At 37.4% G+C, this 16,715-nt stretch carries 16 protein-coding genes; 9 read left to right on the forward strand and 7 right to left on the reverse strand.

All coding sequences use genetic code 11. From position 1 onward, the window contains the following. Nucleotides 1-41: 41 nt before the first annotated feature. From ACSSV9_RS08565 to ACSSV9_RS08585, 5 genes are all read right to left on the reverse strand, one after another. The gene (locus tag ACSSV9_RS08565; RefSeq protein WP_437346832.1) at nt 42-905 is read right to left on the reverse strand and encodes a DMT family transporter; all 864 of its coding nucleotides are present in this window, start codon (nt 903-905) and stop codon (nt 42-44) included. A 4-nt stretch (nt 906-909) separates the two neighbouring features. Further along, entirely contained in the window at nt 910-1,380 is a 471-nt protein-coding gene (locus ACSSV9_RS08570; RefSeq protein ID WP_437346833.1) for a hypothetical protein, read from the reverse strand. A 19-nt stretch (nt 1,381-1,399) separates the two neighbouring features. After that, complete coding sequence (gene truA / locus ACSSV9_RS08575; protein ID WP_437346834.1) at nt 1,400-2,209, reverse strand: tRNA pseudouridine(38-40) synthase TruA; 810 nt, start codon at nt 2,207-2,209, stop codon at nt 1,400-1,402. Between the two features lie 69 nt (nt 2,210-2,278). Then, a complete protein-coding gene (locus ACSSV9_RS08580; protein WP_437346835.1) occupies nt 2,279-2,950 on the reverse strand; it encodes a response regulator transcription factor in 672 nt (223 codons plus the stop codon). Then, on the reverse strand, nt 2,947-4,458 hold the full coding sequence (locus tag ACSSV9_RS08585; protein WP_437346836.1) for a sensor histidine kinase: 1,512 nt from the start codon (nt 4,456-4,458) through the stop codon (nt 2,947-2,949). The genes ACSSV9_RS08580 and ACSSV9_RS08585 overlap by 4 nt, the downstream gene beginning before the upstream one ends. Before the next feature lie 131 nt (nt 4,459-4,589). Between ACSSV9_RS08585 and ACSSV9_RS08590 the strand changes: the two genes are divergently transcribed. From ACSSV9_RS08590 to ACSSV9_RS08625, 8 genes are all read left to right on the forward strand, one after another. Then, nucleotides 4,590-5,243, forward strand: coding sequence for a hypothetical protein (locus ACSSV9_RS08590; RefSeq protein ID WP_437346837.1), 654 nt, complete (start codon nt 4,590-4,592; stop codon nt 5,241-5,243). 135 nt (nt 5,244-5,378) lie between these two features. Next, the gene (locus ACSSV9_RS08595) at nt 5,379-6,890 is read left to right on the forward strand and encodes a cytochrome c3 family protein (protein WP_437346838.1); all 1,512 of its coding nucleotides are present in this window, start codon (nt 5,379-5,381) and stop codon (nt 6,888-6,890) included. A 113-nt stretch (nt 6,891-7,003) separates the two neighbouring features. Continuing rightward, nucleotides 7,004-7,735 (forward strand): ABC transporter ATP-binding protein, encoded by a 732-nt coding sequence (locus ACSSV9_RS08600; protein ID WP_437346839.1) that lies wholly within the window; start codon nt 7,004-7,006, stop codon nt 7,733-7,735. Next, nucleotides 7,736-9,103, forward strand: coding sequence for a DNA repair protein RadA (gene radA, locus ACSSV9_RS08605; protein ID WP_437346840.1), 1,368 nt, complete (start codon nt 7,736-7,738; stop codon nt 9,101-9,103). It abuts the gene before it with no gap. Continuing rightward, nucleotides 9,104-9,979 carry a MauE/DoxX family redox-associated membrane protein gene (locus ACSSV9_RS08610; RefSeq protein WP_437346841.1) on the forward strand — a complete coding sequence of 292 codons (876 nt, stop codon included), beginning with the start codon at nt 9,104-9,106 and terminating at the stop codon, nt 9,977-9,979. It abuts the gene before it with no gap. Then, nucleotides 9,976-10,938 carry an aminodeoxychorismate synthase component I gene (locus ACSSV9_RS08615; RefSeq protein WP_437346842.1) on the forward strand — a complete coding sequence of 321 codons (963 nt, stop codon included), beginning with the start codon at nt 9,976-9,978 and terminating at the stop codon, nt 10,936-10,938. The genes ACSSV9_RS08610 and ACSSV9_RS08615 overlap by 4 nt, the downstream gene beginning before the upstream one ends. Further along, nucleotides 10,922-11,515: an aminotransferase class IV gene (locus ACSSV9_RS08620; RefSeq protein WP_437346843.1), complete on the forward strand. Its 594-nt coding sequence runs from the start codon at nt 10,922-10,924 to the stop codon at nt 11,513-11,515. The genes ACSSV9_RS08615 and ACSSV9_RS08620 overlap by 17 nt, the downstream gene beginning before the upstream one ends. A 555-nt stretch (nt 11,516-12,070) precedes the next feature. Continuing rightward, a complete protein-coding gene (locus ACSSV9_RS08625) occupies nt 12,071-12,418 on the forward strand; it encodes a gamma-butyrobetaine hydroxylase-like domain-containing protein (RefSeq protein ID WP_437346844.1) in 348 nt (115 codons plus the stop codon). Here the strand turns inward: ACSSV9_RS08625 and ACSSV9_RS08630 are convergent, their stop codons facing one another. Together ACSSV9_RS08630 and ACSSV9_RS08635 are read right to left on the reverse strand one after the other, a co-directional pair. After that, nucleotides 12,419-13,855 (reverse strand): pyridoxal phosphate-dependent decarboxylase family protein, encoded by a 1,437-nt coding sequence (locus ACSSV9_RS08630; RefSeq protein ID WP_437346845.1) that lies wholly within the window; start codon nt 13,853-13,855, stop codon nt 12,419-12,421. A gap of 2 nt (nt 13,856-13,857) precedes the next feature. Beyond that, nucleotides 13,858-14,697 carry an alpha/beta hydrolase family protein gene (locus ACSSV9_RS08635; RefSeq protein WP_437346846.1) on the reverse strand — a complete coding sequence of 280 codons (840 nt, stop codon included), beginning with the start codon at nt 14,695-14,697 and terminating at the stop codon, nt 13,858-13,860. Between the two features lie 326 nt (nt 14,698-15,023). On the opposite strand from ACSSV9_RS08635, the gene ACSSV9_RS08640 reads away from it, so the two are divergent. Next, nucleotides 15,024-16,712 (forward strand): proline--tRNA ligase, encoded by a 1,689-nt coding sequence (locus ACSSV9_RS08640; protein ID WP_437346847.1) that lies wholly within the window; start codon nt 15,024-15,026, stop codon nt 16,710-16,712. The last annotated feature ends 3 nt before the right edge of the window (nt 16,713-16,715 follow it).

Consider the following 16,715-nt stretch of genomic DNA (forward strand, 5'->3'; position numbering starts at 1 on the left):
TAATGCGGATAATACAAAAAATTTTCTCATTATTCTCTCATCTATTTTCTGTTAACTATAATTACACCTATAATTATTATCACTCCGCTTATTAATGTTAATAAAGATATTCTTTCCGAAAGAAGAATCCAAGCTGTAAAGACGGTTACAAAAGGTTCCAGATACAAAAATGCACCTACGTGAGAAGAAGGCATTTCGTTCATTGCTTCTGCCCATAGGACATATGCGATACCAGAACAAAAGAAACCGAGGAACAGGAGCGCTGCAATACTTTCAGCTGACAAAACAATAAGGCTATTAACATTTTCGCCATTAAGTGTAAAGGGGGCAAGTATCAACGACATGAACAGAAACAAATAAAGTATCGTCATCAATGGAGGATAGTTCAGGGTAATTTTTTTCCCAACCAGAGAATAGACGCTCCATGTAAATGCACTGGCAAGTATTAAAAAATCCCCTCTATTTTCAATTAAACTTATCGACGTTATTTTCCCTTTGCTGATCAAAAGGATCAACCCGGAAAATGCAATCAAAATTCCACTCCATTGCCCGGCAGTGAGTCTTTCCTTAAAGAAAATCATTCCAAGCAGAGCCATAAAAACAGGAGTAATGCCAATAATCCAGCCGGTATTAGATGCCGTTGTATATTGCATGCCGGTCACCTGAATCCATAGATGGAAAGAAGCAATCAACGCAAGAATGAAAATCCATGAATGGTCGTGAAAATTAATTTTGAAAGTTCTTCCTCTTTTCATTGCAATGATCGACAACAAAATAACAGCCAGGAGCTGACGTACAAAAATAATCGTCAAAGGTCTCAGACTATCGAGCAGGAATTTTGTTGCAATAAAAGAAGCACCCCAAATAACAACGGACGCCAGGGGCTTCCAATACTTTTTTGTCATTAAGCTACTCACCTGGTTGACTATTGGGTTTTGTGCCCGCTTTACCTTCAAGTAAGTTATTATAAAATCTTTGTGTGGGATAAGCAAAATCGATGTCGTCATGTAAAGCGAATTGTTCGAGCACGGCTTGCCAAATATCATTTTCACTGGCTCTTCGCTGACGTGTTCGAGTAAGATACCTCATTGAGAGCATAATGCCGCTGTCTTTAACAGACACATAAACTATTGGTGTTAGTTTAGTGTAATAAATCAAATACTTTTTTGCAGCTTCTTTTATCTGTCTTTCAGCAGATTCGCTGAAGTGTTCCGTATTCTTTTTGTTGCTTTCAAAAGTGACCAGTACAGGTATCTTATTCCAGATATATTCAAATCCTGTTGCATAATTAGCCTGTGGAGTAGTAAAAACAACACTGTTAGGAATGTGTATTATTCTGCCGGTGCTTTGTTCTGCGTCCACCCAATTACCTACTTCCATGACTGAGAAATGAACTCGCTCATTTTTTTCTCAAACTAAATAGTGTTGATGGCAAAAGATTAACAACCGGTTCTATACCTCCCCACTTGTAATTTTTCTGATAAACAACAGTTTCAAGGAACAGTCCCGATGGTGGAGCTGTGTACTTTGTCGGTTCACGTGTAAACGTATTCAAATACGCTGCCACATCTTTCTCGTTTAGTTTATGTCTTCCTGCTTCTACAAGAACACCCACAATTCTACGCACCATTTTCCACAAAAAATGTGAGCCAATTATACGGATCAAAATAAGATCTCCTTCTTCCTTAAATTGAATTGCTTCGACGAGCACTTTTGTGGATTTGTCGTCAGCATCTTTATCGGCAAAGGATGCAAAATCATGCATTCCCTCGAATAAACCACCAATTTGTTTCATATACTCAACGTCAAGTTTGTCCTTAATCCACCATACGAATTGCTTTCCGAACGCCGTTCTTCTTTTTGAAATTTGATAAATATAACTGCGTGCGATGGCATCGTGTCGAGCATGGAAATTTTTATTAGCTTTCGACACTTCGAGGATGTTTATGTCGGCAGGTAATAAATCGTTGAATTTCATTTTTATTATTTCGGGAGCCAGCATCGTTTTGACTTCCAGATGGGCTACCTGATTAATTGCGTGGACACCTGCATCCGTTCTGCCTGAACCCTGCAACTCGACTTTTTCACCCTTAAATATTTTTTCGGCAGCTTCTATTAATTTACCCTGAATTGTTCTGCCGTTTTTTTGCATTTGCCAGCCACTGTAACGCGTTCCAACGTATTCAATGTCGAGTCTGAACCTGCTCATAAGCCTATTTTTTTTGAAAGCAATATAATTAGAAAGATTGTTATTGTTAATGGAATTTAATGAAATAATTTATTTTTCGATGAGTTTTATTCCAGCTCCGTAGATTGTTGAAATTGTTAGAGATTTATCCTCTTTGAGATAATTCCTGAGTTTAGAAACATAAACGTCCATACTTCTGGCTGCGAAATAGGAATCTTCGTTCCATATTTTTTTCAGAATAAATTGTTTTTCGACGACTTTGTTTTTGTTGTCGCACAGCACTTTCAGTAATTCAGCTTCCCTTGCCGTCAGTTTTTTTGAATTGTCTTCCACAATTAGAAGGCGCTCTTCATAATTGAAGATGTACTTCCCGATTTTAATATTGCCATTGATATTTGCATTATTGTATCTATTCAAAATAGCGTTTATTCTCAACATCAATTCTTCCATACTGAACGGCTTTGTAATATAATCGTCGGCGCCTAATTTGAAACCTTCTATTTTATCTTCGATCAATGATTTAGCAGTCAAGAAAAGGAACGGCACATTACTTTGATTTCTGATTTTCTTTGCCAGTGTAAATCCGTCCATCTTTGGCATCATAATATCAATAATACAGATATCGAATTTAGCCAAGCCAAATACTTTCCAGGCTTCCTCACCGTTTATCTGCTGATTAACTTCGTAACCCTTGAAGGTTAGATATTCCGAAAGAATGGAACCGAGATTACTATCGTCTTCAACCAAAAGAATTTTTGTCATGACATATTTTCTAATATTGGCAATGTAATTATAAACTTGCTCCCTTCATTCGGTTTGCTTTCCACTTTTATTTTTCCACCGTGCAGCTCTACAATAATTTTGCAGTAACTTAGACCCAATCCATTTCCTCTTACATTGTGAATGTTGCCTGTGGATATTCTGTAAAAAGTATCGAAGATTTTATCGATTTCGCTGCGAGGGATCCCGATGCCGTTGTCCATTACTTCTACAATGCAAAAAAATCCATTGCGGGAAACCGATATTTTTATGTCGGGCGTCCTCAAATTATATTTGATTGCATTATCAATTAAATTACCAAACACATTAACAAGGTGGTATTTATCGCCTTTAATAACCATACCCGAAGGTATGCCAGCCGTCTCGATGGAAAATTTTTCAGAACGCAATCTTTCATTAAAACTTTTTATACAATCGTTTATCACGTCGTCAATGGAGACTTCTTTTTTAACGAGATTGAATGACGAACCTCCATTTTTTTCGAGGGCTGCGGTTGTAAGCAAACTTTCGACCAGTCTCTTCAATCGTTCGTTTTCCTCGCTTACTATTTTAGAATATCTTTTCACCATTTTTTCATTTGCAGCAAGTTCTGGCTCGTTCAGTGCCTCGCAGGCAATCGATATCGTTGAAATCGGGGTTTTGAATTCGTGCGTAATATTATTAATCAAGTCATTCTTTACCTCTGTTAATTTCTTTTGACGGACGAACATACGCACTGTGTGATAAAACACTAAGGCAATTACAGAGATGAAAAGAAACGACATTACAAGCATTAAAGAGAGCGACTTTAAAAGATAGAAATCTTTATCAGGGAAATAGACCATCAATTCGTAAGGCGATGCAAAAATTCTATTTGGAAACAGTGGTGCGCGGTATCTGCTCTTTCTCAGTTCCACCTCATCGGCTCCTGACTTCGTAAAGACAAACCTGTCATCCTTATGATTAAGAACACCAAAATAAAAATCAGTTTCTATCGAACCATCGGAAAATTCATCTTTAAGAAAATTCTCAAGTTCTTCTTTATCCAATTTCTTTTCGACACTGTCACTGACTGCAAAAAGATCATCCAGTACATTCGAGACAAGTTTCTTTTGAATTATAGTATCGACTTTTCGAACCCAGATGGCATGAGGCGGCACAGGAAGTTTACGGATGTTTCTTGCTTTTATCTTAAACTCGTTCGAATCGTCTTTTACGATTACGTTGATATCGAAATCGAAGTCGTTTTCGTGTTTGAAAATGAATCCGGAATCTTTCCCGAAATGAGGAGGAATAAAATTATCGTCGAAAAATTTATTAATTACAACATCAGCTGTATTACGTTTTTCCAGTCTGTCAGTCACTCTTAACAAGGCGTAGCTGACATTCCGATCGAATTTTTCCTCTTCTATTTTGAGTGAATGTTTGAGTAAGTAAAATTGAATAGCAGCTATGCCGAAAAGGGCTGCCGTCATAAATGCAGTCAATATTTTCACTTTTTTCTCTTTCATACGTCTATAATAGTCGAAGAAAACGAAAAACTAAATGCTTTTAACATTTTTTAACATTCTTTAAGAATCATTTAACAGAAAGACACTGTATCATACCGTGCATTAGACATTCAACAAGGAGGTTTAGTTCTATGGAAAAACAAAACAACAAAAAATTATTTTTCATCATTTTACTATTATTATTTGGTCTGCTGGGAATAACGCTCAATGCCCAGGAATCTTCAGATGAATTTCGTTCCAAAATAAAAAAGCTCAAAGGTGATGTGGATCGAATTACGTTTGAAGTCGACGGAGAGAAGGTTGTATTCGAGGGCGACGAGGCGCAAATGCTTGCAGATAGAATACGATTAATGAGCATGATTCCTCCCAAAATAAAAATCAACATCGATCCTGATGAATTCGAATGGGAAGGAATAGACGAATTTGACTTCGAATTTCCGCCAGAAATTGATATCGACCTACCCTCACCTATGATGTTCTGGTTTTCTGACGATTCATCGAACATGGAGTTGGATAAAGATATCAAGATTGAAATTAAAGACGGCGTAAAAAAAGTAACCGTAATAACTAAAGAAGACGGGAAGGAAACAACAAAAGTCTACGAAGGCGAAGAAGCAGATGAATTTCTAAAAGAATACATGCAAAAAAGATTTCGAATTAAACTGGGAAATTTTCACATGGGAAAAGCACCGTTTATGCACGATTCCGAATGCTGTTGCTGCCATTGCCATGACCATATAGTTCCAGTACCCAAGAAGAAGAAAATAATTATTGAAAAAGATTAAAGTCTGCTTTACTCCTTATAACGGGACTGTCAGGAATTAACTCCCGCCGATTTCGGACAGTCCCATTTTTTTTCTTTCAAAAAAGAATTCATTTCTTTATGTTTATTTTTATAACAGGATAAAAAGAGCGGGTTTATGAAATTAAAACTTCCACATTCTACTCAGAACTGGATTTCACTCGTCGGTGCAACGATAGCACTTATCAGTTTCTTTATGATTGTCTTTCTATTCATCATCAGTTCGATTATTGGAAAAGATAATTCTTATCTTGGACTAATAATTTACATTGCTCTGCCGGCTGTTTTAGTATTCGGCTTAATTTTAATTCCTGTCGGAATGTGGTTAAAAATTCGGAAAGAAAAGCGTGGTGGAATAAAAGTAGCTAAAGACTGGCCTACAATTGATTTCAATGATTTGAGAACCCGCAATGCATTTATGATTTTCTCGGTTGGCACTGCAATTTTTTTACTGGCTACTGCGGTTGGCAGTTACGAAGCATTTCATTACACGGAATCTGTTGAGTTTTGCGGAAAGATTTGTCATTCGGTAATGAAGCCGGAATTTGTTGCATATCAGAATTCGCCGCATGCGCGAGTTTCATGCGTCGAATGTCACGTCGGCACAGGTGCCAGCTGGTACGTGCGCTCTAAATTGTCCGGACTCTATCAGGTTTATGCTGTTACACTTGGAACCGTTCCACGACCGATTGAAACGCCGATTAAAAATTTGCGCCCCGCAAGAGAAACATGCGAGGAATGCCACTGGCCACAAAAATTCTATGCACGCAAACTTCGCAATGAAAGACATTATCTTTCCGATTACAATAATTCAGAATGGGATATAACTCTTACGATGAAAATCGGCGCAAACTTGAGCGCTCTGGGTTTACAGGAAGGCATTCACTGGCATATCAATCCCGATATAAAAATCGAATATAAATCCTCCGACGAAAAACGTCAGTCGATTCCGTGGGTTAAATACACGAACAAAAAAACTGGTAAAGTTTTTATTTACAAAGATGAAGACAGTCCACTTTCACAATCGGCTCTCGATTCACTTGAAACAAGAACAATGGATTGCATGGATTGTCATAATCGTCCTTCTCATAACTACAGGCCGCCAGCATTTTTTATTAACGATGCAATTACATCTGGCGACATACCGCAGGATTTACCATTGATTAAATTTGCATCGATGGATATACTTGGCAACGATTTCCCGACAACCGATTCGGCTCATAAAGCCATTACAGAGTACATCTATACTTTTTATAGAGATAATTATCCTGATGTTTATTCCAGACAGAAAGATAAAATTGACAGAGCATTAAAGGGAATTTTAAACGCTTTCGACAAAAACATTTTCCCGGAAATGAAAGTAAAATGGTCGGTCTATCCAAACAACATCGGACACCTCGAATTTATGGGATGCTTCCGCTGTCACAACGACAGGCATAAAACTGAAACGGGCAGGTTTATTAGCAAAGACTGCAACCTTTGTCATTCAATAAATGCACAAGGTAGTCCCGACAGGCTCGAAGTGGCCGGCGTAAATTCCGCGCTTGAATTCAAGCATCCCGGAGAAGATGTGGGCGATCAATGGAAAAAAATGCTTTGTGTCGATTGCCATACTGGATTAAATCCTTAGCTCATTAACTTTTATTCGAAAATTTTTACTATCCTGCTGACTGCATTTATAATCGCATTCGATTAACTCGCCTTACTTTTATATATTTCCATCGGTTAATATTTCTTATTGGTATGATTGAAATAAAAAATCTTCATAAGTCCTTTGGCGAAAATAAAGTATTAAATGGAATCAATCTTACGATCAATTCCGGAGAATCGATTGCCATAATAGGCAAAAGCGGATGTGGCAAGTCGGTATTATTAAAACATATCGTCGGTTTGATTATGCCCGACGAGGGTGAAATTATAGTTGATGGAATTTCGGTTACAAATCTCTCCAAAGAAAAATTATATGAAGTACGTAAACGCTTTGGCTTTCTTTTTCAGGGTGCGGCATTATTCGATTCGATGACCGTCTTCGAAAATGTCAGTCTGCCTCTCATCGAAAATAACTATAATTATTCATCAGAAAAAGTTAAGCAACTCGTTGAAGAAAAGCTGTCTCTGGTTGGATTGAGCGGTACGGAGAATATGAAACCAGCAGAACTTTCCGGCGGAATGAAAAAAAGAGTGGGTCTTGCAAGAGCACTAATTACAAGCCCTGAATATATTCTTTATGATGAACCAACTACAGGTCTCGACCCTGTTACATCCGATTCGATTGACGAGTTGATCAAAGAACTCAACACAAAATTGAACGTTACTTCAATTGTCGTGACACACGATATATTCAGCGTTCAGAAAACAGCAGAAAGAATTGCTATGATTCACGAAGGGAAAATTCATTTTGTCGGCAACCTCGAAGAGATGCTAAAGATTAACGATCCGATAATTAAAAAATTTATTAAAAGGTCGGGACTGTAAATGAGCAAGATAAAAACAAAATATGTCTGCTCTAATTGCGGTTACGAGTCAATCCGATGGCTGGGTAAGTGCCCCGAATGTGAAAGCTGGAATTCGTTTTCTGAAGAAGTTGTTGAAACAGGCAAATTAAGAAAAGAAAAACACAGCGGGAGTTATAAGACTTTTAAATTGAACAAGACAGATATTGAAATCGAAAGAAGGATTAAAACAAACATCAATGAATTTGATCGAGTTCTGGGAGGGGGAATGATGCCCGGCTCTGTAATTTTGATAGGAGGCGACCCGGGAATAGGAAAGTCGACTCTCGTTCTCCAGGCAGCATCACATATCAAAGGAAATGTTCTTTATGTTACAGGCGAAGAATCGATTAATCAAATCAGCCAGCGTGCCAAAAGACTCAACATCCATTCCGATTCGTTATCTATTCTAACCGAAACAAATCTCGAAAATATCCTTACCGCTATCGAAAATGAAAAACCAGATGTTGTCATTGTCGATTCGATTCAGACAGTTTACAAACCAGAGCTCGACAATACTGCCGGCACTGTCACACAAATACGCGAATCAACTTCAGAATTAATGAGCATTGCAAAGAAAAAGAATTGCTCAGTAATATTAATCGGCCACGTTACAAAAGAAGGTATAATCGCAGGACCTAAAATTCTTGAACACATAGTGGACACGGTTTTACAATTTGAAGGCGAAAAAAGCCATTCATATCGGATACTTCGTTCTCAAAAAAATCGATTTGGCAACACAAATGAAATCGGAATATTCGAGATGCTCGAAACTGGATTGCACGAAGTTAACAACCCGAGTGAAATTTTTTTGAACGAGCGAAGCAGCAATATTAGCGGTACAGTTGTAACCGCAAGCCTCGAAGGCACTCGCCCACTATTAATCGAAGTTCAAGCTCTGGTTACACCTTCTTATTATGGAAATCCACAAAGAGTTGCAACCGGATTCGACTATCGACGTCTTGCAATTTTACTGGCTGTACTCGAAAAAAGAGCGGGACTGAAATTATCTTCACAGAATGTTTTCCTGAATATTGCAGGCGGGTTGAGAATCGACGAGCCGGCAATCGACCTGGCTGTTTGTGCTGCAATTGTATCGAGCTTTCAAAATAGAATTGTAAAAAATGGACTTGTAATTATCGGAGAAGTTGGACTTGGAGGTGAAATAAGAAGTGTTCCGCATATCGACAGAAGAATCAATGAAGCAGCTAAGCTGGGTTTCACTAAGATTATCCTCCCAGCAAGCAACAAAAAAAATATTACAGCACTCAACACCGAATTAAAAAACAAACTTGAAATTAATCTTTCGGACGAATTAAATAAAAGTTTACAACTAACTTTCGAAAGATAGATGAACAACAAGCTTACTGTCACATTAAAATTTATACTTGGTGCGCTATTTATTTTTTCAGCTTATTCAAAAGCAATTAGTCCAGGATTGATTGAAATAATATTAATCGACCATGGAATTACAGGTAGTCGAGAAGTAGCCGCTCTATTAACGCGCCTTTTAATCGGTTTCGAATTGGGACTCGGAATTTTATTCTTCCTTCCTTATGAAACAAGAAGATTTACATTGCCCTTATCAACTTTTGTCTTAATTATATTTACACTTTATTTGCTCTACACAGAATTCATTCTGGGCGATTCGCAGAATTGTGGCTGTTTTGGTAGTATACTTGACATGTCTCCCATCGAATCTTCATTGAAAAATATTGTACTGTTACTATTAATAACCATTGTTTACAAATCCGAAAAAATATCAAAAAAGAATTTATTCATTCCTGCTGCAACGATTTTTTTATCAATCGTTATCACATTTACAACGTTTCCAATTAAAGCAGCGGAGAATTTTCCCTTTTCAAAATTTACACATTTTGAAGGTGCAGGTAGAGTTGACCTATCGAGCGGAGAAAAATTTATTGCTGTATTTAATACTGAATGTGAGCATTGTCAATCTGTAGCAGAGATGTTAGCTAAATATGATAAAAACCATAAACTATTTTCGAAAATATTTACACTCTATTATACCGAAGGTGAAGTTAGCGTCGATTCTTTTAAGACGTTGACCGGTTTTGATTATCCTTACACAAAAATTGAAGTCGACGATTTTTTTGACCTTATTGGAACATCTCCGCCAAGGGTTTATTTTCTCAACAATGGCGAGGTTAAAAATATATGGGACGATAACTTTGAAGAAATTATCGAATTTCTAAAAAAAAGATGAATAAAAAAGAAGCAATCAAACTGATGAATGAATATGGTGCGGAATCAAAAGCTTTTCTATTTCTAATCGACTTCGACATGAATAAACCGATTATTTGCTCTTTAGATAGAGCCGAAGAATCTGGACTTAAATACAGCATTGATGAAGAACAAAAGAAAAAAGCATTATCAAAAAAAATAAAGCTCGAAAAATTTCCTTTGACCTTTGAAGAATACAGAAAAGCATTCGATACAGTATTCAAAGAAATTTATGATGGCAACACTTATTTACTCAATCTTACATTTCCCACCCGAATAGAAACGGATTTGAGTCTGGAGCAAATCTATGAACTGAGCAGCGCACGATATAAAATATTATTGAAAGACAGGTTCGTTTGTTTTTCGCCAGAAACCTTCGTTAAAATTATTGATGGAAAAATTTATTCGTATCCGATGAAAGGCACAATCGACGCTTCAATTCCAGGCGCTGCAGAACTAATATTAAGCGATGAAAAGGAAACTGCGGAACACAACACGATAGTCGACCTGATTCGTAATGATCTATCGATTGTAGCCAGGAATGTACGGGTCAACAAATTCCGTTATATCGATAGACTCGAAACTCACGACAAATCGCTTTTGCAAGTCAGTTCTGAAATTGTTGGTGATTTACCTCCCGATTATAAACATCGACTGGGCGATATTATCTTCTCGCTTCTGCCCGCTGGTTCGATTACAGGTGCTCCTAAGAAGAAAACCGTTGAGATTATTAAACGAGCCGAAAATTACGAACGCGGTTATTATACTGGAATTTTTGGTGTATTTAACGGTGAGTCGCTCAATAGTTGCGTGCTTATCCGCTTTATTGAATCGATCGACGGCACACTTTATTATAAAAGCGGCGGCGGCATTACTCACATGAGCAACCCTGAATTTGAATACGAAGAGTTATTAAAAAAAATATATGTCCCAATTAATTGAAACTATAAAAGTATTTCAGAAAAAATTACACAACATCGATTACCACAATAATCGCTTTAACACATCGAGAAAATTACTCTTTGGTATAAAAGACGAAATCAAGCTTGAAGAAATTTTGACCATTCCCCAGGATATTACCGACGAAATAACTAAATGCCGCATTGTTTATTCAGATCTAATCCATTCGATAGAATTTATTCCGTATAAAAGAAAAACTATTAAAACAATCCGGATTATTAATAACGACAGAATTGAATATAAGTTTAAATATGAAAATAGAAGAGAAATCAACAAACTATTAAACAATGCCGGTAGTGATGAAATTATTATTGTCAGAAAAAATAAAATTACAGATGCTTCGATATACAATTTAGTCTTCGACGACGGTAAAAATTTATATACACCCGCCGAACCGCTTTTGAAAGGGACTAAACGAGAAAAATTAATAAACGAGGGATTATTAATCGAAGACGAAATAAAACCTGCCGACATCATGTATTTTAAAAAAATTCACTTCATCAATGCATTGACCGATTTGAATGAACTTAGCATTCCAGTAGAGTTGATTAAACAATAGGAGTTAGAAACGTTTTTTGTAATTTCATTATTAATTCATATTAACGTGTGCTTACAAAGTACGTTACGAAGCAGTTCATAATAAGGATGATTCCATGCTAAATTATTCATATTAAGTTTAACGATTCTACTTACTGGTGCTTTTTTTCATGCCTGCCTGAGAACATCACTTCGTTTCGCATAATAATCTCTGGCGAAAAACTCTCTCGAATTTAATTTACAAACTGCTAATTCAATAAAGTGAAGTGATAAAGTTTAATCATTATCGTAGTTACGGAAGGAATCCGAGTTGTTCGGCTTTATGATTTTTTTTGCTAACCCTGCAGCAATTATTAACGCTATCAAAAATAGTACTGTTTCCATTTTAATTCACATGTGAATTTGTAAACAATCCAATTTCATTTAATTATAATAAACTTTTTCTGAAACATTCAACATTATGCCACCAATCTTCAACTCTTTTTTTCTGGCAGGCATAACATTAGTCTGGTTCTATATTCCGATTTTTTATTTCGAGCAAATAATATATTTTTACTTAAACAAAAAACGAAATAAAATGACTACACCGTTACGAATCGAGTTACACAAACAGGACTATCTTGAAATCGAGTGGAGCGACGGAAAAATTTATAAATACCCATTGAAGTTTTTAAGAGACGAATCGCCAGATGCGGGCAACAAAGGTGAAACAATTCTGTGGAAACATTATGCTCCGCCACCTAAAGGTCCGACTAAACCGGGCATGTACGAAATTGAAAGCATTTCTCCCGTAGGCAATTACGCAATTCAAATCAAATGGAAAGACGGTTATGACTACGGCATCTATTCGTGGGAAGTGCTGCGTAAATTTGGTGAATACCTTGAATTGAAAGATAATCTTCATCAGGATTTCGAAAATCACTGATTACTTAAGCAGCTTTTCATATTCCTTTTTGACTAATTCAATTGCTTCTACGACGTGCTTTTCTTCCTGCCGAATACCTGAAACTACAAGGCGAATAGTAAATTTACCATTCAAAACAGTGTGCGTAAGAAACAATTCTCCCGTTGAATTAATCTTTCCAAGTAAGAGTTTGTTGAATTCATTCAAAACTTTTTCTTCCATTCCGGGAGGAACCGCTCTGAAACAAACAGTGCTAAATGGTACAGGAGCGAGCAATTCGAAATCGCTCGATTCTTTTATCCAGTCAGCAAAAGAATGAGCCAGACGAATATGCTTTCTTAATATTTCCCTTAAACCTTCAACGCCAAAATATCTGATTACAAACCAGAGTTTAAGAGCGCGAAAACGCCTACCGAGTTGAATTCCGTAGTCCATTAGATTTTCTACTTCTGAGTCGGCATCGGTTTTAAGATATTCAGGAACGAGCGAAAATGCTCTTTTGAGAATATCAGGACGCCTGGTATAAAAGACACTCAGATCAATCGGAACAAAGAGCCATTTATGTGGATTGGTAACTATCGAATCGGCATTTTCAATGCCTTTAAAATATTTTTTCATTTCGGGCAGCATCGAAGTAACGCCTGCATATGCTGCATCCACATGGAGCCATAAATTGTAATCTTTACAAATCTCACTTATTTCATCAACCGGATCGACGCTCGTTGTTGAAGTTGTCCCAATTGTAGCAACGACGCAAAATGGTGAATATCCATTTTTTATGTCTTCTTCTATTGCTTTTTTAAGCTCTCCGGGAATCATTTTAAATTCTGAGTCAACTTTAATTTTACGCACTCCTTCCAGACCAATTCCCAGGGCAATTGCAGCTTTGTCGATCGAGGAATGAGCCTGTTCAGAACAATAAAGACGCAGCGCTGGCAATGAACTCATTCCTTTATTTCTCGATTCTGGCAATTTATATTCACGTGCAGCTGCTATTCCATGAAACGAACTTATCGAAGCAGTATCGTATATTATTCCTTTATAACCATCAGGAAATCCGAGCATTGATCGATACCAGTCAAGAACTTTATGCTCCACTTCCGTCAATGCAGGCGACGATTTCCACACCATTCCGTTTGAATTCAAGGTAGAACTAATAATATCTGCCAGTATTCCGGGTCCACTTGATGTTGATGCAAAATATGCCATGAATTTTGGATGCTGCCAGTGAGTAATACCTGGAAGGACTATACGATCGATATCCGACAAAATTGTTTCGAAATCCTCTCCCAATTCAGGTGGCTTATTCGGAATTAGTTTCTCGATTTCTCCCGGTTTTATGTCGGGCAGAACGCGGTAGTTTTCAATATTTTCGAAATACCGGGCAGCCCATTGAATTACTTCTTTGCCGGCTTTTGAAAATTCATCAGGTGTCATATCAGAAATTTTTTCAGGCATAACTAAAACCTTATTTTTTTCAACCAGTTAGAAATTATTCTTGCCAGTTCAATTCTGCTGTCCGCAAACGAATGCCCGCATTCGAGTACATTCTCCTCCAGCTTTTCTGCACCGGCAAGCCTCAAGGAAGTTACTAAAGGTAAATGATGAATTTCAAGGGGAGCTGTTGTATCGTACTTTGCTCCAATAATCAGTAATCTTTTTAGAGAAAGTTTGCTCGAATATTTTAATAAATTCCATTCATTCATGTTGGATATTAGTTCACCCAGTAATTTTTCGGCGCTTGTATTTTTAACAATCGTAGCAAAAAATTTTATTTTTTCCAAACTTAAATCAAATATCTCTTTATTTATTTTGAGTAGCTCTCCAAAAGCACCTGCATTGAAACCTGCGATTGAAACTACATTTTTGATTTCATCGTGGAATATTGAGTAATAGAGAGCAGCAAATCCTCCCATGCTATGTCCCACAAGAATTATCCTTGTAGAATCCAATCTGAATTTATCATTCTTATGATTTTGTTTTATAAAATTGACTGCCGATTCCAAATCTCTTGTAAGATTTTCCCATGAATAATCTCCTTGGCTTCCCCAACAGCCCCTGTAATGAAAAATAAGTACATTAAATCCTTGTCGATGGAATACATGTGCGAGATCGAAATTAACTTCATTGCCGGGAAAGCCGTGAAGAAGTATAATTATAGGATGCGGCCCTTTACCTGCGGCAAGAAAATATGTTCCTATCAATTTATAACCATAACTTTCGATAACAACGGGAAGCATCGACGAGGGAAACTCTGTATCGTAATATTTAGGATCTTCTACTACTGGATCGTAGTTCATAACAATCTTTCTGAAATTATTTTTCTCTAATATAACAATAGAGAGGGAAAGAATGTGAATATCTTCAATAATTAGATAACTTTGCCGTTTTTACAACTATGGAATTTGTTGTGATACAATAGCTCCGTGGCTGATTTATCTTTTTTTACATTTCTACCATAATGTCACGCTTCCGACGTTTAAGCGATAATCTGTTTTTATAATTTCACGTTTCGGTATTTTATTTTCTCGACTTTCAGGATTGTAATTTAGAAAAAAATAATAAAATTCAATTTCGATTTATTTTTTATCTTTGCACTTAAGTTTTTCACAAAGAACGGTACAATATGAAATTCAGTAAATCGTTTTTGCCCACTTTAAAAGAGATACCGGCCGAAGCGGTTATTCCGAGCCATATTTTAATGATACGTGCTGGCCTCGTACGCCAGCTTTCAGCTGGTATTTATACCTGGTTACCGTTGGGCTATAAAGTATTACGAAAAGTAATGGATATTATACGGGAAGAGATGAATGCAATTGGCGGGCAGGAATTCCATTATCCAGCCTTGAATCCAAAAGATATCTGGGAACAGACGGGACGTGTTGAAGCTTTCGGCGATATAATGTTTCATATCAAAAACAGAGACTACGTCCTTGCACCCACGCACGAGGAAATTGTTGCATGGCATGCAAAAGGTGCGCTTACTTCTTATAAAGATTTGCCACAAATCTGGTATCAAATACAAACCAAATTCCGAAATGAACCCCGTCCCCGCAGTGGAGTTATACGAGGCAGACAATTTATTATGAAAGATTCTTACTCGCTTGACCGATCCTTCGAAGACCTCGATAGGTCGTACGAGTTACACGACCGAGCATACAGAAAAATCTTCGACCGTTGTGGACTTAAATACTTCGTTGTGGGAGCTTCGAGCGGAGCAATGGGAGGAAGTAAATCTGAAGAATTCATGGTTAAAAGCGATGCCGGCGAGGATACGGTTGCTTATTGCGAAAATTGTGGTTATGCCGCTAATGTTGAAGTGGCACAATCGATTGCCTCGTCTGCAAAACGACACGAAGTACCGAAAGAAATTTATGAAATTCATACGCCCAATGTGAAATCGATCGACGAATTGTGCGAATTCTTGAACATCGACGAACATGAAACTGCAAAATCGAGAGTTTATATAAGCGATGGCAAACCCGTTCTGGTATTAATGCTCGGCAATGACGAAGTTAACGAAACAAAACTTCAGGCAGTGCTGGGTGGAAACGTACGACCGGGACATCCCGACGAGCTGAAAGAAATCACAGGCGCAGACGCAGGCTCTATCGGCCCCATCGGGTTCAAACACAGAATTATTGCCGATAATCTCTTGAAAGACGCCAATAATTTATATAGCGGTGCAAATAAAAACGATTATCACATCGGGGGTATCGACCTGAGACGCGACGTACCTCAAATTGAATATTTCGACCTGCGTACAGTCGAAAGCGGTGAAAAATGCATTCGATGCAATTCTACACTCAGTGTTTTTAAAGCAATTGAACTTGGTCATATATTCAAACTCGGTACAAAGTATTCCGAAGCACTTGGAGTTAATTACCTCGATGAAACCGGCAAAGAACATCCCGTTGTGATGGGAAGTTATGGCATTGGAGTCGAAAGAGTACTGGCCTGTTATCTCGAACAGAACTACGACGAAAGAGGCATAATCTGGAAAAAACCCCTTGCACCTTTCGATATTCATCTTATCGGGCTAAATATGAAAAATCAAAATGTGTCGGAAACATCCGAGCAATTATATAATGAACTACTGAATGCAGGCTATGAAGTTCTATTTGACGACAGACTTGATGCCAGCGCGGGATTCAAATTCAATGATGCTGACTTGCTCGGCATGCCCGTACAATTAATTGTAGGTGAAAAAAATCTGAAAGATGGAAACGTGGAATTAAAAATTCGTCAGTCCGGCGAAAAATTTATCGTTCAACTAACAGAACTGAAGAACAAATTAAAAGAATTGCTCGACTAATAA

The organism is Melioribacter sulfuriphilus (assembly GCF_051488685.1).
In the GTDB taxonomy this organism is placed as follows: domain Bacteria; phylum Bacteroidota; class Ignavibacteria; order Ignavibacteriales; family Melioribacteraceae; genus Melioribacter.

Coding starts and splice junctions, on each gene's coding strand:
- ACSSV9_RS08565 (WP_437346832.1), bottom strand. CDS start 905: ATGACAAAAAAGTATTGGAAGCCCCTGGCGTCCGTTGTTATTTGGGGT.
- ACSSV9_RS08570 (WP_437346833.1), bottom strand. CDS start 1,380: ATGGAAGTAGGTAATTGGGTGGACGCAGAACAAAGCACCGGCAGAATA.
- truA (WP_437346834.1), bottom strand. CDS start 2,209: ATGAGCAGGTTCAGACTCGACATTGAATACGTTGGAACGCGTTACAGT.
- ACSSV9_RS08580 (WP_437346835.1), bottom strand. CDS start 2,950: ATGACAAAAATTCTTTTGGTTGAAGACGATAGTAATCTCGGTTCCATT.
- ACSSV9_RS08585 (WP_437346836.1), bottom strand. CDS start 4,458: ATGAAAGAGAAAAAAGTGAAAATATTGACTGCATTTATGACGGCAGCC.
- ACSSV9_RS08590 (WP_437346837.1), top strand. CDS start 4,590: ATGGAAAAACAAAACAACAAAAAATTATTTTTCATCATTTTACTATTA.
- ACSSV9_RS08595 (WP_437346838.1), top strand. CDS start 5,379: ATGAAATTAAAACTTCCACATTCTACTCAGAACTGGATTTCACTCGTC.
- ACSSV9_RS08600 (WP_437346839.1), top strand. CDS start 7,004: ATGATTGAAATAAAAAATCTTCATAAGTCCTTTGGCGAAAATAAAGTA.
- radA (WP_437346840.1), top strand. CDS start 7,736: ATGAGCAAGATAAAAACAAAATATGTCTGCTCTAATTGCGGTTACGAG.
- ACSSV9_RS08610 (WP_437346841.1), top strand. CDS start 9,104: ATGAACAACAAGCTTACTGTCACATTAAAATTTATACTTGGTGCGCTA.
- ACSSV9_RS08615 (WP_437346842.1), top strand. CDS start 9,976: ATGAATAAAAAAGAAGCAATCAAACTGATGAATGAATATGGTGCGGAA.
- ACSSV9_RS08620 (WP_437346843.1), top strand. CDS start 10,922: ATGTCCCAATTAATTGAAACTATAAAAGTATTTCAGAAAAAATTACAC.
- ACSSV9_RS08625 (WP_437346844.1), top strand. CDS start 12,071: ATGACTACACCGTTACGAATCGAGTTACACAAACAGGACTATCTTGAA.
- ACSSV9_RS08630 (WP_437346845.1), bottom strand. CDS start 13,855: ATGCCTGAAAAAATTTCTGATATGACACCTGATGAATTTTCAAAAGCC.
- ACSSV9_RS08635 (WP_437346846.1), bottom strand. CDS start 14,697: ATGAACTACGATCCAGTAGTAGAAGATCCTAAATATTACGATACAGAG.
- ACSSV9_RS08640 (WP_437346847.1), top strand. CDS start 15,024: ATGAAATTCAGTAAATCGTTTTTGCCCACTTTAAAAGAGATACCGGCC.